The 21,587-nt window shown below is 49.1% G+C and carries 17 protein-coding genes; 8 read left to right on the top strand and 9 right to left on the bottom strand.

Annotated elements, in window-relative coordinates; genetic code table 11:
* Positions 1-62: 62 nt before the first annotated feature.
* From ACWXW9_RS16790 to ACWXW9_RS16780, 3 genes are all read left to right on the top strand, one after another.
* Positions 63-1,841 carry a M4 family metallopeptidase gene (locus ACWXW9_RS16790; RefSeq protein ID WP_494930308.1) on the top strand — a complete coding sequence of 593 codons (1,779 nt, stop codon included), beginning with the start codon at positions 63-65 and terminating at the stop codon, positions 1,839-1,841.
* A 475-nt stretch (positions 1,842-2,316) separates the two neighbouring features.
* The gene (locus ACWXW9_RS16785; protein ID WP_494930307.1) at positions 2,317-4,104 is read left to right on the top strand and encodes a M4 family metallopeptidase; all 1,788 of its coding nucleotides are present in this window, start codon (positions 2,317-2,319) and stop codon (positions 4,102-4,104) included.
* 454 nt (positions 4,105-4,558) lie between these two features.
* Positions 4,559-6,355, top strand: a complete 1,797-nt coding sequence (locus ACWXW9_RS16780) for a M4 family metallopeptidase (RefSeq protein ID WP_494930306.1) — start codon at positions 4,559-4,561, stop codon at positions 6,353-6,355.
* 165 nt (positions 6,356-6,520) lie between these two features.
* Here the strand turns inward: ACWXW9_RS16780 and ACWXW9_RS16775 are convergent, their stop codons facing one another.
* Together ACWXW9_RS16775 and ACWXW9_RS16770 are read right to left on the bottom strand one after the other, a co-directional pair.
* The gene (locus ACWXW9_RS16775; RefSeq protein ID WP_494930305.1) at positions 6,521-7,384 is read right to left on the bottom strand and encodes a WIAG-tail domain; all 864 of its coding nucleotides are present in this window, start codon (positions 7,382-7,384) and stop codon (positions 6,521-6,523) included.
* 47 nt (positions 7,385-7,431) lie between these two features.
* Positions 7,432-8,592, bottom strand: coding sequence for a glycosyltransferase family 4 protein (locus ACWXW9_RS16770; protein ID WP_494930304.1), 1,161 nt, complete (start codon positions 8,590-8,592; stop codon positions 7,432-7,434).
* A 222-nt stretch (positions 8,593-8,814) separates the two neighbouring features.
* Here ACWXW9_RS16770 and ACWXW9_RS16765 point away from each other — a divergent pair, with 222 nt between their 5' ends.
* Both ACWXW9_RS16765 and asd read left to right on the top strand, forming a co-directional pair.
* Positions 8,815-9,930, top strand: a complete 1,116-nt coding sequence (locus ACWXW9_RS16765) for a YheC/YheD family endospore coat-associated protein (protein WP_494930303.1) — start codon at positions 8,815-8,817, stop codon at positions 9,928-9,930.
* Between the two features lie 88 nt (positions 9,931-10,018).
* Positions 10,019-10,816, top strand: coding sequence for an archaetidylserine decarboxylase (gene asd, locus ACWXW9_RS16760; RefSeq protein ID WP_134912905.1), 798 nt, complete (start codon positions 10,019-10,021; stop codon positions 10,814-10,816).
* Between the two features lie 218 nt (positions 10,817-11,034).
* On the opposite strand, the gene ACWXW9_RS16755 is transcribed toward asd, so the two are convergent.
* A complete protein-coding gene (locus ACWXW9_RS16755) occupies positions 11,035-11,820 on the bottom strand; it encodes a helix-turn-helix domain-containing protein (protein ID WP_494930302.1) in 786 nt (261 codons plus the stop codon).
* Between the two features lie 445 nt (positions 11,821-12,265).
* On the opposite strand from ACWXW9_RS16755, the gene ACWXW9_RS16750 reads away from it, so the two are divergent.
* Entirely contained in the window at positions 12,266-13,564 is a 1,299-nt protein-coding gene (locus ACWXW9_RS16750; protein WP_192510666.1) for an aminotransferase class I/II-fold pyridoxal phosphate-dependent enzyme, read from the top strand.
* A 116-nt stretch (positions 13,565-13,680) separates the two neighbouring features.
* On the opposite strand, the gene ACWXW9_RS16745 is transcribed toward ACWXW9_RS16750, so the two are convergent.
* Positions 13,681-15,015, bottom strand: coding sequence for a sensor histidine kinase (locus ACWXW9_RS16745; RefSeq protein ID WP_494930301.1), 1,335 nt, complete (start codon positions 15,013-15,015; stop codon positions 13,681-13,683).
* Positions 15,016-15,164: 149 nt separating this feature from the next.
* Here ACWXW9_RS16745 and ACWXW9_RS16740 point away from each other — a divergent pair, with 149 nt between their 5' ends.
* Positions 15,165-15,281, top strand: coding sequence for a YjcZ family sporulation protein (locus ACWXW9_RS16740; RefSeq protein WP_209440990.1), 117 nt, complete (start codon positions 15,165-15,167; stop codon positions 15,279-15,281).
* 120 nt (positions 15,282-15,401) lie between these two features.
* On the opposite strand, the gene ACWXW9_RS16735 is transcribed toward ACWXW9_RS16740, so the two are convergent.
* From ACWXW9_RS16735 to ACWXW9_RS16715, 5 genes are all read right to left on the bottom strand, one after another.
* The gene (locus ACWXW9_RS16735) at positions 15,402-16,625 is read right to left on the bottom strand and encodes an ABC transporter permease (protein ID WP_494930341.1); all 1,224 of its coding nucleotides are present in this window, start codon (positions 16,623-16,625) and stop codon (positions 15,402-15,404) included.
* 2 nt (positions 16,626-16,627) lie between these two features.
* Positions 16,628-17,374, bottom strand: a complete 747-nt coding sequence (locus tag ACWXW9_RS16730; protein WP_025685414.1) for an ABC transporter ATP-binding protein — start codon at positions 17,372-17,374, stop codon at positions 16,628-16,630.
* An 18-nt stretch (positions 17,375-17,392) separates the two neighbouring features.
* The gene (locus ACWXW9_RS16725) at positions 17,393-18,784 is read right to left on the bottom strand and encodes a DEAD/DEAH box helicase (protein ID WP_494930300.1); all 1,392 of its coding nucleotides are present in this window, start codon (positions 18,782-18,784) and stop codon (positions 17,393-17,395) included.
* 154 nt (positions 18,785-18,938) lie between these two features.
* The gene (locus ACWXW9_RS16720; RefSeq protein ID WP_494930299.1) at positions 18,939-19,718 is read right to left on the bottom strand and encodes an SDR family NAD(P)-dependent oxidoreductase; all 780 of its coding nucleotides are present in this window, start codon (positions 19,716-19,718) and stop codon (positions 18,939-18,941) included.
* 39 nt (positions 19,719-19,757) lie between these two features.
* A complete protein-coding gene (locus ACWXW9_RS16715) occupies positions 19,758-20,216 on the bottom strand; it encodes a chemotaxis protein CheX (RefSeq protein WP_137060098.1) in 459 nt (152 codons plus the stop codon).
* Between the two features lie 427 nt (positions 20,217-20,643).
* Here ACWXW9_RS16715 and ACWXW9_RS16710 point away from each other — a divergent pair, with 427 nt between their 5' ends.
* Positions 20,644-21,546 (top strand): LysR family transcriptional regulator, encoded by a 903-nt coding sequence (locus tag ACWXW9_RS16710; protein WP_014277800.1) that lies wholly within the window; start codon positions 20,644-20,646, stop codon positions 21,544-21,546.
* Positions 21,547-21,587: the final 41 nt, after the last annotated feature.

Below are 21,587 nucleotides of genomic sequence, written 5' to 3'. Positions count from 1 at the left end.
AATGCCTATTTATTAACAGGATGGTCTTCATCCTGACATTAACCGGGGAGAGTGAATTTTAAATGAAAAAAGTATGGGTTTCGCTTCTTGGAGGAGCTATGTTATTAGGGTCGGTAGCGTCTGGTGCATCTGCGGAAAGTTCCGTTTCAGAGCCAAGTCAGCTTACGCCAACCTTCCACACCGAGCAATGGAAGGCCCCTTCATCAGTGTCGGGTGATGACATTGTATGGAGTTATTTGAATCGACAAAAGAAAACGTTGCTAGGTACGGACAGCACCAGTGTCCGTGATCAATTTCGCATCATTGATCGTACAAGCGACAAATCCGGTGTAAGTCATTATCGGCTGAAACAGTATGTGAACGGGATTCCCGTATATGGAGCTGAACAGACGATTCATGTGGGCAAGTCTGGTGAAGTCACCTCTTATCTGGGGGCCGTGATTACTGAGGATCAGCAGCAAGAAGCTACGGAAGGTACAACTCCCAAAATCAGTACTACCGAGGCCGTATATACCGCTTATGAAGAAGCAGCTACACGGATTCAAGCCCTCCCTTCCTCCGACGATACGATCTCTACAGATGCTGAAAAGCAAAGCAGTGTAAGTAAAGACACTTACGCAGAAGCTGCTAACAACGACAAAACAACATCTGTTGATAAGGACGAGCTTAGTCTTGATAAAGCGTCTGCCCTGAAAGATAGCAAAATTGAAGCGGTGGAGACAGAACAAAGTTCCATTGCCAAAATTGCTAATCTGCAGCCTGAAGTAGATCCTAAAGCCGATCTGTACTTCTATCCTAACGGGGATACCCTGCAGCTGGTTTATGTGACAGAAGTCAATGTTTTAGAGCCTGCGCCACTGCGTACTCGCTACATCATTGATGCCAATGATGGCAAAATCGTATTCCAATATGACATCATTAATGAAGCGACAGGCACAGGTAAAGGCGTGCTTGGTGATACCAAGTCGTTCAACACTACACAGTCCGGAAGCAGCTATCAGTTAAAAGACACAACACGCGGTAACGGAATCGTGACCTACACGGCCTCCAATCGTCAGACCATTCCAGGTACGCTCCTGACGGATGCCGATAACGTATGGAATGATCCAGCAGGCGTAGATGCTCATGCTTATGCGGCCAAAACATATGATTACTATAAGGACAAATTCGGACGTAACAGTATCGACGGGCGTGGCCTGCAACTCCGTTCGACGGTTCATTACGGCAGCCGCTACAACAACGCCTTCTGGAACGGCTCCCAAATGACTTATGGAGACGGGGACGGTACCACATTTATTGCTTTCAGTGGTGATCCCGATGTAGTTGGTCATGAACTCACGCACGGTGTTACAGAGTATACTTCGAATTTGGATTATTACGGGGAATCCGGTGCGTTGAACGAGTCCTTCTCGGACATCATCGGCAATGACATTCAGCGTAAAAACTGGCTTGTAGGCGATGATATTTATACGCCAAGCATTGCGGGTGATGCTCTGCGCTCTATGTCTAACCCTACCCTGTACGATCAACCAGACCACTATTCCAACTTGTATAAAGGCAGCTCGGATAACGGTGGCGTTCATACCAACAGCGGTATTATTAATAAAGCATATTATCTGTTGGCACAAGGTGGTACCTTCCATAACGTAACTGTAAGTGGAATTGGTCGCGACGCAGCTGTCCAAATTTACTATAGTGCCTTTACGAACTACCTGACTTCTACTTCCAACTTCTCCAATACACGCGCCGCTGTGGTGCAAGCAGCAAAAGACCTTTACGGTGCGAATTCAGCGCAAGCAACCGCAGCCGCCAAATCTTTTGACGCTGTAGGCGTTAACTAAATCATAATTGCAATCCCTCTTATTCATCCTCGTCCATAGACCATTGTCGTTGTGCAGCTGTCATCCAACCCTGCTCATAAAATGGACGAAAAAATAGGGGTGCAGTGTACAAGTCTGCGCCCCTTCCCCCCTTATGTATAGGGCGTCCCCTCAAAGGGACGCCCTTTTCTTGTCTTCTGTACGTTTTCGATCAATTTCGACTAAATAAGACAAATACAATCTAAATAAGGGTCTTTAGACTCATTTTGGAGTAATTTGTAATATACATCTTCTCGTCCTACCTTCTCTGTGCTAATATCAGAGCCAAGACGGTGGAATCACAAAAAAATAAAACTTGTTTTTTTGCATAAGTTCATTTTTTTTCATGATCTTCACGTTTTAAAAAAGCAACAAGACCTACATACATGGCGCCATGCCTAAAACAAAACAGGATGCACATCATCCTGACCTAAATTTGGGGAGAGTGATTTTTTTAATGAAAAAAGTATGGGTTTCACTGCTTGGGGGAGCTATATTATTAGGGGCTGTAGCACCCGGTGCCTCAGCAGCGGAGAATTCCGTTCCTGATCCCACTCAGCTTACGCCAACCTTTCACGCAGAACAATGGAAGGCTCCTTCATCCGTATCCGGTGACAATATTGTATGGAGTTATTTGAATCGACAAAAGAAAACGCTGCTAGGTGCAGACAGCACCAGTGTTCGTGACCAATTTCGCATTATTGATCGTACAAGTGACAAATCCGGTGTAAACCATTATCGGTTGAAGCAGTATGTAAACGGGGTTCCCGTATATGGAGCCGAGCAGACCATCCATGTGAATCCGTCCGGTAAAGTCACCTCTTATCTGGGCGCCGTCATTTCAGAGGATCAACAGCAAGACGCCACCGAGGATACCACTCCAAAAATCAGTGCTACCCAGGCCGTCTATACCGCGTATGAAGAAGCCTCTACACGAATTCAATCCTACCCTTCCGTCACCAATAACGTTACCGAGGGCAGCAAGGATCAAGGCAGTGTAAGTAAAGACACTTACGCGGAAGCATCTAACAACGAAACATCCATCTCTATTGATAAAATCAATCCCAGTCCGGAACATGCAGACGAGCTGAAGAACAGCCACATTGAAGCGACAGCAGCCGAACAAAGCTCCATTGCCACAATCGCCAATCTGGAGCCAAGTGTGGAACCTAAAGCAGAACTGTACATCTATCCTGACGGTGAGACTACACGGCTGGTTTATGTGACAGAGGTTAATATTCTGGAGCCTGCACCTTTGCGTACACGCTACTTTATTGATGCCAAAGACGGAAAAATTGTATTCCAGTATGACATCCTCAACTACGCAACGGGCACTGGTCGCGGCGTAGATGGTAAAATAAAATCGTTCACGACCACAGCTTCCGGCAACGGATATCAGTTGAGAGACACGACACGCAGTAACGGGATCGTAACCTACACCGCTGCCAACCGCCAAACGACACCAGGTACTATTTTGACGGATGCGGATAATGTATGGGATGATCCGGCGGGTATTGATGCCCATGTCTACGCCATTCGAACCTTTGATTATTATAAGAAAAAATTCGGACGTGACAGCATTGATGGACGCGGCATGCAAATCCGTTCGACCGTCCATTACGGCAAAAAATATAACAACGCCTTCTGGAACGGCTCTCAAATGACATACGGCGACGGCGACGGCAAATTATTTACCTTTTTCAGCGGTGATCCCGATGTCGTGGGGCATGAACTCACCCATGGTGTCACAGAGTTCACCTCCAATCTGGAGTATTACGGTGAATCCGGTGCGCTGAATGAAGCCTTCTCAGATATTATTGGTAATGATATGGATGGCAGCAACTGGCTCCTTGGCGATGGCATTTATACGCCTAACATTCCGGGCGACGCTCTGCGCTCTCTATCCGACCCTACAAAATATGGCCAGCCGGATCACTATTCCAATTTTTACCCGGACCCTAACAATGATGATGAAGGTGGAGTCCATACAAATAGCGGTATTATCAACAAAGCCTATTATTTGCTGGCACAAGGCGGTACGTCTCATGGCGTTACGGTTAGTGGTATCGGACGCGAAGCGGCTGTATACATTTACTATAATGCCTTTACGAACTATCTGACCTCTACCTCCAACTTCTCTAACGCACGCGCGGCTGTAGTGCAGGCGGCCAAGGACCTCTACGGTGCTGATTCGCCAGCAGTAACCAGCGCTATTCAATCCTTTGATGCTGTAGGAATCAAGTAAATCATATCCCGTATTCCTCGAAAGTGTTCCTCATTCAGTAGATAGAAGCCTGTTATGTGGCTATCATTTGATCCTACTTATAAGTGGACAAAAAATAGGGGTACAGTGTAAGTCTGTACCCCTTCCTCCTTGAGTCTAGGGCGTCCCGTTCTACAGGATGCTCCTTTTTTTGAATTTGTTTCGACGATATACGACAAATAAATTAATATTTTGGGACTATTGAATCATTTTGGGGTTATTTGTAAAATAATCCTTCCCGTTCGACAATCTCTGTGCTAACATCAGAGCCGAGAAGATAGAATTGCAAAAAAATATATATGGTTTTTTTGCATAAGGTAATTTCTTTTCATCCTCTTCACGTTTCAAAAGAGCAACAAGACCTACATACATGGCAAAATGCCTATTCAACAGGATGATTTTCATCCACACATTAACTTGGGAGAGTGAGTATTTAATGAAAAAAGTATGGGTTTCACTTCTTGGAGGAGCTATGCTATTAGGAGCAGTAGCACCCGGAGCATCCGCAGCGGAGAATTCTGTCGCCGAGCCCACTCAGTTTACGCCAACATTTCAAACGGTAGACTGGAAATCTCCTTCATCAGTATCAGGTGACAATCTGGTCTGGAGCTTTTTAAATCGACAACAGAAAAAATTAATGAGTATGGACAACAGCGGCACCAATGCCCGTGAGCAATTTCGGATTGTGGATCGAACCAGTGATAAATTCGGTACGCAACATTATCGCCTAAAACAGTATGTGGATGGAATCCCCGTATTTGGAGCCGAGCAGACCATCCATGTGAATAAGGCTGGTAAAATTACTTCTTATCTGGGAGCTGTCATTTCAGAAGATCAACAAGCCGACGCTAAAGAAAATACAACTCCAAAAATCAGCGCTACTGAGGCCGTATATACTGCATATGAAGATGCCGCTATACGCGTTCAATCTCTCTCTTCCTCTGCTAATACCGTTGCTGAACCTTCCGGGGACGTTAGCAGTGTGAGTAAAGACACCTACGCAGAGGCATCTAACAACGAAGGATCTTCCTCTATGGACAAGGATAAGCTGGATCTGGAAAAAGAAGCTGAACTGAAGAATAGCAAGTTGGAAGCGGTAGAGCCCGCATCTGCACCTATTGCCAAAATCGCCAATCTGGAACCAAGCGTAGACCCCAAGGCAGAGCTGTACATCTATCCCGATGGAGAAACAACACGTCTGGTTTATGTAACGGAAGTTAATATTTTGGAGCCTACTCTACTGCGCACACGTTACTTTATTGATGCTAATGACGGCAAAATCGTGTTCAAGTATGACATCCTCAATGAAGTAATCGGCACAGGCCGTGGTGTATTCGGGGATACCAAAAAATTCGAAACAACAGTTTCAGGAAAAAAATATCAATTAAAGGATACAACTCGTGGTAAAGGCATCTTAACTTACAATGTTCACAATACCGAGACGCTTCCAGGAACTCTTTATACAAGCACAGATAACGTATGGAAAGATCCGGCTGCGGTGGATGCCCATGCTTACGCCATTCGCACCTATGATTATTATAAAGAAAAATTTGGTCGTGACAGCATCGACGGACGTGGCATGGCTATTGCCTCGGCAGTCCATTATGGGGAAAAGAACTACAATAATGCCCACTGGGGCGGCACCCATATGCTATACGGAGACGGTGACGGCACGTTATTTGCCCCTTTCAGCAGCGACCTTGAAATTGTTGCACACGAGTTGACTCACGGCGTGACCGAGCATTCATCCGGTTTGGTGTATTTCGCCGAATCTGGTGCACTGAGTGAAAGCATCTCGGATATTATCGGTAACGACATTGAGCGTACCAACTGGGATTTTGGCAAAGTAGCTTATACACCTAACATTAAGGGTGACGCCATTCGCTCCCTTTCTGATCCTGTCAAATACGGTCAGGTCGATCACTACAGCAATTTTGATACAGATCCTAATAACGTGGATTATGGTGGTGCCCACTCTAATAGCGGCATTATTAACAAAGCCTACTATCTGCTGGCACAAGGCGGCACCTTCCATGGTGTCAAGGTAGATGGAATCGGACGTGATGCAGCCGTATATATTTACTATAATGCCTTTACTAATTACCTGACCTCCACCTCTAACTTCTCTACTGCACGCGCCGCCGTTATCCAGGCAGCCAAGGACAGCTATGGTGAAAATTCAATAGCAGTCATTTCTGCCATTAAGTCCTTTGACGCTGTAGGTGTGAAATAAATTGAGCTTAAACAAGCAAACATCTGGCTCTACTTAGGATGTACAAAAAGAGGGCGATATTACCATTACAAGTATGCCCTCTTTCCTCTCATGAATACGGCATCCCTTCATCGGGATGCCTTTTTCTTGTTTTAAGCAAATTCGCAACCATTATTTAGGCATCTTTTAATCGTGCCCGATTGCAATCCACAGAATCAAACCTTCACAAACCGAACCTGCATGTCCGCGTTCCACCGTGAACACCGTCGAATCTCTCTGACATTTCGTAACAGATATCGTTACCCCCGGTATGCTCGCATTTCCTGTGATTGCATAATGCACGTCCTTGAATGGCTGCTCAAACACAATACTCACTTCATCCCTGCACGATTCTGCGCGAATGTGAAAAGGAATGCTGCCAAACCGTGTTGAAGCCGCTCTTGAATTAAATGTGTGCTCGCGGAGAAGCCCGTCATCATAGGTCATGTTAAGTGGAGATTCGTCATCATCCGTAAGAGCAGCAACGGGCTTGTCAGCGGACAACGCTACCCCCTGCTGCTTGGGGCGATGTCTGCCTTCGGCAATGTGGATACTGGTAATGGAGCAATCAAGCAACGATTCCTGCTCTGTCTGACCTCTGGACGTTACAGACGTTTTGCCGTATTCCGTCCCAGGTTCCGCATCTGTCTCTGGCACAGACAGCAGCAGTACAGACCCACGGTTCATCAGCATGGCTTCCTCCAACGTCTTGGGAAGCTTGTGCTTCCTCCATGCTGCTTCATCCACTGCAATAAGGTCATGTGCTTGAGCTTGGCTTTCCACGATAGACTTTACACTCACCGTCTCCCGCTGGATCGGTTTGCTGTTGTCGGATGGGGAAGCCGTTTTATTTTTGTCTATACGAGGGGAAGGAACTGCATTGGAATGGTTACGCCGTACTGTTCTTTTATCCTTACTATTATGGTTCATACGATGGTTCATAATGACCGCTCCTTTGGCACAGAAGTGAACCAGCGGTCGCTCCGCTTCATTCACCCGGCTGGGAATCATGGCTAATGCCTATAGGATAGCCTATGCTCACAGCTGGGCTCACGTCACTACGTTACGCAATCCAGCATGATTTGCGCCCAGCGCTGTGCTGAATGCTGCCATAAAAACCGTTTTCGTACCTCGGCAATCCCGGCCTCTCCCATGCGCCGCCGCAAGTCAGGCTGCAGGAGCAGTCCGATGACAGCAGCAGCCATTTCCTGCTCCCCCGGAGATGGAGACACAAGCCAGCCCGTCTCCCCGTGCCGTACAACCTCTGGGATGCCGCCCGTACGGGAAGCAACCACAGGTACACCTGCGGCCATCGCTTCCAGATTAACCAGCCCGAAGGCCTCACTTCCCACCGAAGGAACAACGGTCACATCGGCCAACTGATACAGCGAGGCCAACGCCGGATGGGGAACATAGTCGAGAAACTTGACGTGCTTTCCCAATCTCAGCTTACGCGTCTGCCGATGCAGCGACGCCGAATAGGGCGTGAAGCGGCTCTGCCCGTAATAGGCACTGCCTGCAATGAGCAGCAGCACATCCGGGCAGGCACGGACGATGCCCGGCAGGGCCTTGAGCAGCCGATGAACGCCCTTGCCCGACACCAATCTGCCCGCGTACAGCACGATCCGGCGGCCTGCCCAGCCGTAATCGTTCAGCCGCGCCGTTCTGACCGCTTCTGCCGCAGGTGTCCAGCGCGGCAGAAAATCGCCGGGATGAATGCCCAGCTCATTTATAGCGATGCGTTCCCTGACAGCATCAGAGCTGTCAGTAGCTACGGTTGCCCCCATATAGGCGCTGTTCACGATGATCCGCTCCAGCGGCTGCAGCAGTCGATCCACTTCCTTCCGTTTGAGGTGCGGCTCCCGGATGAAAGTGGTCGAATGTAAAGTCAGCACGATCCGGCTATTGGGCAAAGCGTTGTGGATCGCATATGCCACAGTCGGGCGGTTGTGTACATCAACCACTGCAGGAGACCACCTTTTTAGGTCGGCAATCACCTCGGGAATATAACTTGGCCCTTGCTTATAACGTATGCATGGCACCCCGTCCACATCGGCGTTATCCGGCACCTCTTCTCCCCGTATGCCATATATCTGTACCTGAAGCTTATCGCTGGCCAGCGGTACCATATGGGCAATAACCCGCTCCACCGAGCTGCTGCGGGGCGAAGGTATAACAAAAGAGCCCGGTGTAACGACTGCCACCTTCGGCCTCTGCATCAGCCCAGCACCTTCTTTCCTCTTTGATTCAAGCGCTCACCTGTAATTCTCTTCAACACTCATGGTGTATCATATCGCCTCCCTGCTTGAAAGGTGCCTGGCTTCTCACTTTGGGCATGCAGTAAGGCTACCGTCCATGCCTGGCCGATCTTTGATACATATGATGGACTAGAACCACTGAGTTGTCAGTTGGAGTCTCAACAAGGAAGGGCGGACATACCCATGCTGCATGTCGGCGTCATGCTCAACCCGGTGACGTACCGGGGCATCCCCGCCATGAGGACGGGATATGAATCACTCGTTAATTACGAAGACGCCGGATTGAGCTACGAGCTAATCCCCTGCTTTCTTCGTCTGGAGGATATTCATATACCGACCGGAACATGCCGGGCTTTTGTTAAACATGGTAACGGCCATCGTCAGATGACTCTCCCGTTGCCACGGGTCATCCATAATCGGACCCTCTATCGACAGAACGAAAATGCCAGTGAAATCAACAGACTGGTGGAGAACGGAATTTACATCTTTAATGAACAAAACCGTTTCCGTAAGGACCACATACATGCAATATTGCAGGAAGACCCTCTGCTCCACCCCCATCTTCCACGTACGCTGCAAGGCAACCGGACTTCGATTCGTACCTTGATGGAGCAGACCGGAGATGTCATCATCAAGCCAAGCAGCGGGAGCATCGGCAGAGGAATTATGCGCCTGAGACATTCCCGTGGTGACTGGACTTTACAATGCGCACATCCCGCTGTACCCGATCGGTGGATCACACTGCGCCTGTACGCCGGAGAACTACCTTCATTTCTACACAAGCGGTTGCTGCGTAGTCCTCATATCGTGCAGGAAACATTACCGCTCGCTTTGTATAACAACCGTCCTTTTGATATTCGTGTGACGGTGCAACGCGGATATGGCGGTATTTGGAGCGTGACAGGCATGTTTGCCAAAATTGCTCCCTCCCACACCTTCGTTTCCAATGTGGCGCAGGGTGGCTCGGCCCGTTCCTTGCCAGAGGTGTTGTCACAGGAACAGACGGCTCAGCCATGGAACGCAGCCCGTCTGATGAATGAATTGGAAAGACTCGCGCTGCAAATCGTTCATCGGCTGGCACAAAACCTTCCCCGGCTGGCTGACGTCGGTCTGGACCTGGGCATTACGCAGGAAGGCAAGATTGTTTTTATCGAATGCAACGGCCGCGATCAGCGCTACGGCTTCAGCCAGGCAGGCATGAACAATGTCTGGAAGGAAACGTACACTCAGCCGATAGCTTATGCGCGTTGGCTTCTCGAACGGATGCCCCCGGCAGACACCGACCGTTCACTGTATTGATTTACGTCACATTCTGTGTCAATATAGTTCAGAGCGGTCGGACAGGTTCCGGCCAAGACGGCTCGGAAATGAACAAGGGGGATCTGAAATGGCAAAACAGTGGCTGCGGCTCATGACCGAGCTATCATCGCGCAAGTGGGTGTGTCGGGTCGTGGGTTCCTTCGCGCAAAGCGGTGCAAGCCGACTTTTTATCCCCACCTTTATACGTACGTACCAGATCCAGACGCATGAGGCTGAGCAGGAATGGAAGGAATATCCTTCCCTGAACGCCTATTTTACACGCAAATTAAAAGCGGGCATGCGCCCGATTGATACGAACGCCGAGGTGATGACCAGTCCGGTGGATGCGCGGATTACATTCACTGGCCCAATTACGTCCGGCACGATTTTGAATGTCAAAGGTCAGGACTATACGCTGGATGAGCTGCTTAACCGTTCGCCGCGTCTTGAGAAATACACGCATGGCTACGCTTTTGTACTGTATCTCAGTCCGACCGATTATCATCGTATTCATGCGCCGGTATCCGGTACACTGGTGGAGAAGGAGCATTTGCGCGGCAAGGTATATCCGGTGAATGACTTCGGCTTACAGCATATGAGAGCGGTTCTGAGCCGCAATGAACGGCAGATTACGTACATTGCCCATGAATACGGCGAGGTGGCGGTCGTCAAGGTTGGCGCGATGAATGTAAGCAGCATCAAATATACCGATGATGAAGCCGTCTCATGGGAAAAAGGCGACGATCTCGCATATTTCGAGTTTGGCTCAACCGTCGTTTTGCTGACCGAAAACGGCACGTTCGATCCTGACCCTGCGTTGAAGCTAGGAGATGTAGTAAGAATGGGGCAGCGACTCGGTTGCTTCCGGCACGCTCCCAAAGCGTAAGCGAGTTTGTCGTTACAGCATGACTACGACAACACATATGAAAGAGGACCCGGCAAAATTGCTCGGGTCCTCTTTCATATGTGTTTATCTTTTTTATTCGTTATATGACGATCCTCAGAACCACACGTTCATTTCCACTTCTGGCTGATAGCGTCGCCGGGAAGCTGAAAATACTCCATATCCCTCTCCTGCGACCTCACGTTCACCCGCTTATTCCTTTACCTGATCTCGGATGGACTTTTTCCCGTGTGTTGCTTGAACTGGCGGCTGAAGAAAAAAATATCGCGGTATCCCAAAGCCTCTGCCACCTCAGTTACATTCATTCCGGCATGCAGCAACAGATGCTGTGCGCGCTCAATTCGCATGCTGATGATATGAGATTGCGCAGAAACGCCCAGCAGCTCCTTGAACTTGATTGAAAAATAACGTGATGACAACCCTGCCCGTGCCGCCAAATCCTCGACACGATGAGGAAGCCCCGGATGCTGGCGCACATAATTGGCCGTTTCCCGGATGACCTCGGTGAGCTGGTGGCTGGCCGGCTGCTCCTGCGGCTCCTTGCGGTCGGCACGCAGCAGATGTATCATGAGCTGCTTCAGGATTAGCGCGCCCTCCTCCTCTGCCCCGTAGGCGCGTTCCAGGCGCAGACGGACGTACCTTGCAAGCATATGCTCCACCTCGACCGTTTCCTCCAGCATACGATAGCTGGCAGGGATGATCTTCGGCGGGTCGGTTAGATCAAAATGAATATAGGTAAGTATGAGCGGTTTTTGCGGGTTATGTGTGGCCCGGGTATCATCCCCCGGCTTGAACAGGAAGCAGCTTCCTTTGCTTACCGAATAAGACTCCCCGTTCAATACAACCGTTCCTTCACCGCTCCATACATAAAATAAATCGTAGTTTGGCATCGGTCTTTCGCGTACCTGCCATTTCCAGCCCGGCTCACACACAATTTTGGCAAAGGCAGGCAACAGGATAAACGATGACGCAGACGTATCCAGCAAAATCTGCACCTCCTTATGCTATTCTTTCGTTGTCCCATATCCCGTTAAATTATAATATAAGCGCAGAACTGCCATTACGCAAAAAATAAAGCCTTCTCTCCCCGTGGATTCATGCTCCAGCAGGTCAGGAAAGCTTCGTTAGATCAGAGTGTCAGTTCACTCATGTTATCCTTCGCTCTCTTGGGAAATGAAAATTATATTCAAACTTACCGGATGTGAATTTATATATTTAAACCATTATAGCAGGCGTTTTTATCGAGGTATATGGCTATTTACGTACCAAAAGCTTGTCATTTTGTAAGCATATTCAAGAATAATTCATCAAATTTGCATGTTTTCCGATCTTGTGTAAGCGCTTCTCTTTTTCTATGACGCTTTTGCGTGACGCTTACCGTGTGTAATGCTATAATATGTAATCAAAATGACTTGGAAGGATGAAACCGGAATGAATCCACTGGCAGCGCAGTTAAACCGCAACATTCAGGCAGGCAACGAGCATGTATATGAAATGCTTTCTCTTTTAGGTAAAGAGATTTATTTCCCAAAAGAAGGGATTTTAAGTCAATCCGCTGAGGCGGGGAAACTTGCTAAAAAGTACAACGCTACAATTGGTATTGCTACCGAGGGTAGCGGTCCTATGCATTTGGAGGTCATTCAGGAGAAGCTGTCTGCATACAGCCCCAAGGACCTGTACCCTTATGCGCCTCCTGCGGGCAAGCCCGAACTGCGTAGTGTATGGCGGGAAAAAATGCTGAAGGAAAACCCGTCGCTCGCTGGAAAAAGCTACGGCCTACCTGTGGTTACGAACGCGCTGACTCATGGTTTGAGCATCGTTGCTGACCTGTTTACGGATGAAGGGGATGCTGTCATTTATCCGGACAAAAACTGGGAAAATTATGAGCTGACCTTCGGTATTCGCCGTCATGGACGATTGGTGAATTTCCCGTTGTTCACAGAGGATCAACGTTTTAATAGTGAGGGGTTACGTGAAGCGCTGCTGGCGCAGAAGGAATACGGCAAAGCCATCGTTGTGCTGAACTTCCCGAACAACCCGACCGGCTATACACCGGGAATCGAAGAAGGCAAAGCGATTGTTGCTGCCATTCAGGAAGCAGCAGAAGCAGGCATCAATGTTGTAGTTGTGACGGATGACGCCTATTTTGGCCTGTTCTTCGAGGATTCGCTGCATGAATCGCTATTCGGCCAGTTGGCTGGACTTCATCCAAGAATTTTACCAGTCAAAATTGACGGAGCTACCAAAGAAGAATTCGTGTGGGGCTTCCGTGTCGGATTTATTACCTTTGCTTCGGAACATCAGGATGTACTGAGCGCACTGGAGCAAAAAACATTGGGAATCATTCGGGCAACGATTTCCAGCGGCCCTCACCCGTCGCAAACCTTCGTGTTGGATGCTCTCAAATCACCGGATTTTGAGCAACAGAAGGAAGAAAAGTTCCAAATCATGAAAGGCCGGGCCAACAAGGTCAAGGCGTTACTTGATAGCGGAAAATACGGAGATGTATGGAGTTACTATCCTTTCAATTCGGGTTATTTCATGTGTCTCAAGCTGAACGGCTTGTCCGCCGAACAACTGCGCACATATCTGCTGGAGCAATATGGTGTGGGAACGATTGCGCTGGGTGAGCATGATCTCCGTATCGCGTTTTCCTGTATTGAGGAAGAATATCTGGAAGACTTGTACGACATTGTTTATCGTGGTGTGCAAGACTTATTGAACCCCTAATCTAATCGGTCGGTATTAACTGGTTAGACTTATAGCTGGATTAAGCGGTGTGCCGGATGTTGCGGCATACCGTTTTTTATATCCCCTGCTGAACAATTCATTCACACTCGAAGCACTTATCCCTCAGCAGCCAGCAAAGATTCTTGTGCCAGCGGCAGCAAAATGATAACCTCTGTACCGGCTCCCGGCTCGCTCTCATACCGTATACTGCCGTTCATCGCTTCGATCATGCGAAAGGAGACTGCCGTTCCCAGCCCTGTCCCTACTTCTTTGGTCGAAAAAAACAAAGTGCCTACCCGTTCCAGATGTTCTGGGCTCATGCCTTTTCCAGTATCCTTGATATTTAGACATGCCTTCTCTTCCTGAACTGCCAGCTTTATGTATACCTTGCCTCCATCTTCCGCAGCCTCAATCGCATTTTTCGTGATATGAATTAGCGCCTGCAACAGTTGATTACGATCCGTATGTAGATATATTTCATTCCTCAGCTCCGTCTGCATTCTTACGCCTTGCTTGGCCGCCATCGGTTTCAGGAGCAGAACAATCTGTTGAACCATACCGGACAGATCCATCAGCTCCGTCTTCCCAATCTGCGGCTTGGATAAATTCAAATAGTCGCTAATGATTCTTTCAGCCCGATCGACCTCCGCCAGCGCCAACGCCATATATCTGCGGTTTTTTCCTTCCAGCCCTGACTGGGCCATTTGCAGGAACCCTTTTACGACCGTCAACGGATTACGAACTTCGTGAGCCATGGAAGCGGCCAGTTCCCCTAACGTATTGAGACGTTCAGCATATTTGATCTTTTTTCTCATCTCTTCCCGTTCGAGACTAAACTCCATCCAGCAAGAGGCAGCTCCGATACTTAGAAATTGAATTATAGCAAACCAAAGGACCCCCTTGATCAGCTCGACTTCATCCTCATCCAGTCTGCCGTTGGCCCAGGAATGCATCATAAGAATAACCAGCATGATCACATTCATCCACACACTCATGAGCAAGTTTATCAACACCCGGGCCAGCATGCCTTTGAGATGCATAAATTTTTTTCTCACCAAGAGAGGTACGAGATAACATAACAGCATGCTAATCAGCCCCACTCCGATGGAATCAGGTCCAACATAAATGCGGGCCATCATCATGAGTGTTATATTCACCAGTCCTGCTCCGGGACCAAAATATAAAACGGAGAGGATCAGCGGAACATATCGGAGATCCCAAAACAAGCCGTACCAGCTATACGAGAAAATAAGACAAAGCACAGAAGAGATACCAAGCACCCCTCCCATGAGCAATGGGGTCTGTTTCATATGTCGATAATCCGATAAAGCGCTGTACACCAGCAAGGGTACAAAAACCAGAAATATATTCACGAGCAGCTTGTCTGCCAGCATCTCGTCGTTCCCACTTTCCAAGTAATAATGATTACATACTTCTTCTATTCTCGACAAAACGTGTCTTTTCCTCTCTATCCCCTCATATCCGCTGAAAAAAATAAGGCGATCCGGCAATGTACCTCCACGTTGGCCCACGCAATCCGAAAATCCGCTTCATAACATACGGTGTATCCTACATCACAATGACCGAGAGGAGAATGATCATGGGAGCAGAAGAAACAAGAGGCGGTTACGGTGGTTTCGGAGCATTCACAAGCACAGGAACGATTCTGGTACTGTTCATTTTGTTAGTAATCATCAGCAAAACGATTTTTATTTAAGCAGAATGACATCTGCGCCCACGGCTGACCCATAACACAGTACCCACGCAAAAAGGCTATTCTGCAAACAGCGCTTGCTGCTTACGGAATAGCCTTTGTTTTTACTTTATACACACAGGATCAAACTTCTTCCTCATCTTGACCGTCCAGACGCCATTTTTTCGCCTGAGCGCCTCGTACCAGGTATACCACCAGCACTCCACCAGCCAGCGTAAGCAGCGTGGAAATCAGCTCTTCAGTTCCTCTCAACATAAAAGGAAGCCACAGGACAACCGCAACCGGCAACAGCAGCCGGACAACAAAGTCCAGAAAAGACGCACGGCGGGTATGGGCAGGAAGCGGATAGAGCTGAAGCCATAGCGAATCCTTGTGGTACTGCCTTAGCGAAGTAATCTGCACGCCGATCAGGAATATAAAAAATAAATACACAGCCATACCGATCCAGCTCGTATGCGTGATCCATATAATCAACAGGCCGAGGATACCCAGCCTAATCACCATCCCCACAGGCTCTGTGCGCACAAAGGTTTTGAACAGCAGGTAACGATAAGCTCCCCTTTTGTCCCACGGTATGTTACCACCCAACCAGGACAACCAGCGACGCGGAGTCACTCTCTGCGTAAGGGCCGGCACATCAACAAACCAGCCCAAAGTACGCATCACACGGGCAGCCTGAATGCCTTCTGTACGGATCAGGTTTTCCCATGCCACCAGCAACTTGACCGGAAAACGCAGAACAAGCACATACACCACACCCACCAGCACGATAAACGGCAAGCTGCGCAGCGGAGGCTGCCACAGCCATGCGGCTACCAGCAGCACTGCCAGCACCCAGCGAAGCAGACGATACCCCATACTTGCGCCGCGCGATACCATACGCAGCTCCTGCCAGCCGCCATAGCTGAACAGCAGCTTCAGCAGCACGAACAGCAGTATGGTCAGCAGCAGTGGCTTAGGCGCAGTATCGCTGCGGATATACAGCGGCCACGCGATCACTAGCAGCAACAGCAGGCCGAATATTTTATACACCACGCCACGGATACGGCTGGACTTAAAATATTGGTGCATCGCATGCTCCTGCGGGCGCAGGAAGACGATATCGGCTTCATTCAAATACGTACGGAAGCTTACATGAGCGACCGGAACGGCTACAATGAGCATAATCCAGCGGATGGGCAAATCCGGCGGGATATGCATAATCAGCGACGTATACCAGGCGGCAAAGGCAATCAGCGCAAAGCCGAAGACGACCGCCAGGCCGCTCTGAATGACATAGCCAAGATAAGGCAGCACTTGTCCCCAGAACGCAACACGTCTTTCTTTATGCAAGCGTTGCAAATCCATGCTCATTCCCTGCCCTGTACCAGCTCATAAAATGCATCTTCCAGCGGCATGCCCGGCTTACCCGCCTGTGCTGTCACTTCGTCCAGCGTACCCTGTGCAATGATGGCACCCTGATGAAGCACAATGAAACGATCACAATAATTTTCAATCGTGGACAAGATATGAGAACTGAGCAAAATGGACGAGCCCGAGCGCTTCATTTCCAGCATAAAATCAAGCAGGGAACGAATACCGAGCGGGTCCAGACCCAAAAATGGCTCATCAATGACATATAGCGGCGGTCCCGCCAAAAATGCGCACATAATCATCACTTTCTGGCGCATCCCTTTGGAGAGATGCATCGACATGCTTCCGCTCTTATCCCGCATACGGAACAAGTCCAGCATTTGGTCACTGCGGGTGCGGAAATCAGCTTCACTGACTCCATACGCTCTAGCGGTGAATTCCATATGCTCCATCACGGTCATTTCGGGATACAGCTCTGGAGACTCGGGTACAAAAGCAATGGCTCCTTGATACTGCTCGGGATTTTCCGCCTGCTTATGTCCCTGCACGCGGATTTCTCCCGCCTGCGGTGTCATCAGTCCCAAAATATGCTTCATCGTCGTACTTTTCCCGGCTCCGTTCAGACCGATCAGCCCCACCATTTCGCCCGGCTTCACATCCAGAGAAATCTGGTGCAGCACCGGGCGCTTGGCGCTGTATCCGCCTGTCAGTCCATTAATTTGCAATACAGGCTGTTGTTCCATGGCTCCCCCTCTTCTCACTTATCCGTTCGGTTTTGACCCTTTTTCCTTCAGCCATCTTGGTGCTCCCTTATTTTTACGATCACGCTCGCGCTGCGCTTTCCCTGCTTTGGACAAAGCTGCTCCTTTGCCCTTACTTGGAGCCGAGCCATTTGCCGTAGTTCTGCCAGGACGACCGTTCTCATCGCGGGCAGGTGCCTTGCGGCTTTCCGTGGCTGCTCCGTCGGAAGTGGATCTGGCTTCGGATGGCCTTACAGGCGCACGCTTGGCATCCACCGGACGCGGCACGACAACTCGCCCTCCATGCAACGCACGCTCTGCAATGTCGATGCCCAGTTCACGGGAAAACTTACGCATGATGAATGTTTCGCGATCGGTAACAACCGACGCAACCAATCCTTTGCGCCCCATCCGTCCGGTCCGTCCTGCACGGTGAACATAAGCCTGACTATCCGTAGCCGGATCAAAATGGATCACCATTTCCAGTCCCTCAATATCCAGACCACGGGCTGCCACATCGGAAGCAATCAGCACCTTGAGCTTGTCCGCACGAAACTGGGCCAGCACGTTGGTACGTGTAACTTTGTCCGCATCACCGTACAGGGATGCTGTAGTCAGTCCCATATGCTTGAGCTTGGCCTCAATCTCCCCGATAGCATTGGTGGTATTGACGAACACCAGCGCTTTTCTCGGATTAAAATGACGCACCAGTCGGCGCAGCATGTCCACCTTATCCCGTTCTTCGGATACAAAGTAATAGTGTTCCAGACCGCTGGCCGTCTTCTGGTCGGGATCAATCCCGATTTCCACATAATCCTTCATTTCCCGCTTGGCCAGCGCTTGAATTTCGTCGTTCAGCGTTGCGGACAAAAATACTAACTGACGGTCACGCTGGGCGGTGCCCAGGATGTTCGTGACATCGCCTGCTCCGCCGAGCTGGAACATCTGATCCACCTCGTCGATGACGATGGTTGTAATGTTGTGCATTTTCAGCTTCTTGGAAGCGATGAGTTCCCGTACACGTCCCGGTGTGCCGACCACAAGCTGCGGATGGTCCTTCAGCTTCTCGATCTGGCGCTTGACTGCCGCTCCACCGATCAGACCAAGCACACGGATGCCGCGATGCTCCCCATAACGCTGACCTTCACGTACAATTTGCATCGCCAGCTCCTGACTGGGAGCCAGGATCAGCTTTTGCGTAGCCTTTTTCTGTGGATCAATGGCTTGTAGTAATGGCAGCAAATAAGCCAGCGTCTTCCCTGTGCCGGTCTGCGAACGAGCCAATACATGCCTGCCCTTCATCATTTCTGGTATAGCCTGCGCCTGAACCGGCGAAGGCTGCGTAATCTCATGCTCAGCCAGCTTGGTCAACAGGTCTTGTTCAATGCCGAGCGATTCAAAATTCAATGTCATGAAAAGGTCCAACCCCTATACGTAAATTCGTTACTCTCCATTATATGCGAAAACAGCCCTGCAACCAAATGCGGATATTTAGTCCCGCCCTCCTTTGCTACGAAATAACAAAAAAAGATGTCCCTCCACCATCACATGGTTTGCGGGACATCCTTTATTTTTTGTTCATCACGCCATGCCCCAGCCTATCGGTCAGTCTGGGAGCAAGCTGATACAGCTTGAGAAAAGGAGATATCCACCGTGGCAGATTAACCTCCTCCTTGCGAAGCTCCATCGCTCTCACGATGTGCTGCGCGACCTTGTCCGGCTTTAGCATAAACCAGCCTACGTTACGGACATATCCGCCCGAAGGATCAGCGAGGTCAAAAAATGGCGTGTCGATCGGTCCGGGATTAATCGTAGTTACCGTAACTCCGCTCCCGCGCAGCTCTTGCCGAAGCGCATTGCTGAACCCTAGCAGCGCATGCTTTGTTGCTGTGTAGGAGGACGATTTGGCTGTCCCGATTTTTCCGGCCATGGATGCCACATTGACGATCTGACCTGTACCTCTTGCTGTCATTTGCGGCAGAAATGCCTTGATACAACGGACAGCGCCCATATAGTTCACATCCATCATTTGTTCAAACTCTGTCAGGTCTGTCTCATGAAAATACTCAAACTTCCCGTAACCTGCGTTGTTGAGCAAAATATCGACCCGTCCGTACTGCTCCATCACACGGGCAGCCACGGCCTCTACCTGCCCCTGACGAGTGACATCCAGAGGGATCAGCTCATGCCTGCCGCTAATTCCCGCCGACACTTGCTCCAACCGTTCCTGCGAACGCGCTGTCAAAATAGGAATCGCGCCCTTTTCGCTCAGCAACTGTGCGCAAAGGGCGCCAATTCCACTGGATGCCCCTGTAATGACAACCACCTTGTTTTGCAATGTACTCATGGCCATCCCTCCATATTAAAGAAACCTGTTTCTTTAATACTAAGAGATCATCACCTGAATATCCAGTTCACCGATTCCTTCCATCGTAAGCGGAATATAAAGGGCACGCTGAGGTACGAAAGAGGTCAAGTTTTCCGACTTCATGACCTGCGGAGGCGTAATGTCGACTACAATCCCCTGATTGGACAAAATCGTGCTGGCATTACCGCTGATCATATTGCCCAATTCCGAAATGGCGCTTTTGCCCATCTCATCAATTTCAGTCAAAACGAATCCGCCCATCATCGCCGAAACCATGCGCAACGCTACCTGTTCATTCAGGCCGAACACAATATTTCCGCTAAGCTGTCCGGTCATCCCGATCATTATCCAAATATGGTCGTCTACCAGCTCGACATTTTTCACACCGAGATCGCCGGGTGAGGGAGAGATTTGGATCAATTGTTCAATGACCCGCCGCGCCGACTCCAAAAAAGGATTTATCACTTCTGCCTTCACGATCATTGCGCCCCTTTACGATGGGCTTTTAGACACACAACAAAAGTCCCATTTTAATTAGAATTTTATTTTTCAAAATGATGCATAACGAATCAACCTTCAGTAAAATACTCTCTCTATCACTTATCGACAGCTATCCAGCAATTTTTTATAGCCGAATCACAAAAAATGTGAATAATGTCCTATTCCATCGCTTTCCATCGAATTCAAATGGGTTACTTTTGATGTATAGCAGGACTTTAGTCTTTATTTTCCAATATACCATACTTTACGGTGTTCTGCTTCGATTCATTGCCCTTCCCGCTCGAATAACCTATAATTTAATGAAATAAGCATAACGATGGTTTTACATATGCACATGTGGATTTGTGAAAAATCCTCAGGCTGTACTGCTGCGACAGAATTAAGAAAAGAGAGGAGGAACTTCATGAACATCAGTCAACTTGAAACACTTATCATGATTTCCAAAACGATGAGCTTCCGCAAAGCCGGAGAACTTCTCAATTTGACGCAGCCGGCGGTATCCGCCCAAATCAAAAGTCTGGAGGACGAGTTCAAGACCATTCTGATCGACCGCAACCAACCCGTCACCCTGACCGACCGAGGGGCTGTTTTTTTGGAACATGCAGAGCGGATCTTGAGTGTTGTCGAGGAACTACGGCAAAAATTGTACGATCTGAACGAAACGCCGCAGGGTCATATTGCGCTGGGCACTACGACGTCCATCGCCATTCAAATTTTACCGCGTGTACTTTCCTACTTTCAGGATCAATTCCCGCTCATCAAAACCTCCATTCAATCCATGGCTTCCTCCATGATTTATCAGCAGGTGGAAAACGGGCTTATTGATGTTGGCATCGGTTACTTGATCGAACGTAATCCAAATTTGAGCACTTCGATTTTGTATTACGATTCCTTTGAGCTTGTCGTATCGCCCACTCATCCGCTGGCCTCCCAACCGCATGCTACCATTGAAGCCCTTCGGGAAATTCCACTTATTCTGCTCTCACCCGATACGGTAGGACGAAAATTCGTGGACGATGTATTTAAAAAACACCAAATTGTGCCTCATGTCGTGATCGAATTGTCCAGCAGCGAGGAAGTCAAACGGATGGTCGAGATCAATCTGGGCGCTGCCATTATATCCAGGCTGTCGGTCACTCCCGAGCTACGTGCGGGTACATTGAAAATGATCCAGATTACCGAGCTGGAGGTTAGCCATCCGGTAGGGGTCATTTATAAATCCGGCCGATATCTGAACTCCGCTATGCAGCAGTTTCTAAGCGATCTAAAGGGTATGCCGGAAACCAATTTTATCAGTTCTGAATAGCGCACTCCGCTAGGAACACCATACGAAATACAAACGTTAAA

It is taken from the genome of Paenibacillus sp. LT-B23 (assembly GCF_059417685.1).
This window is presented reverse-complemented; position numbering and strand designations above follow the sequence as displayed.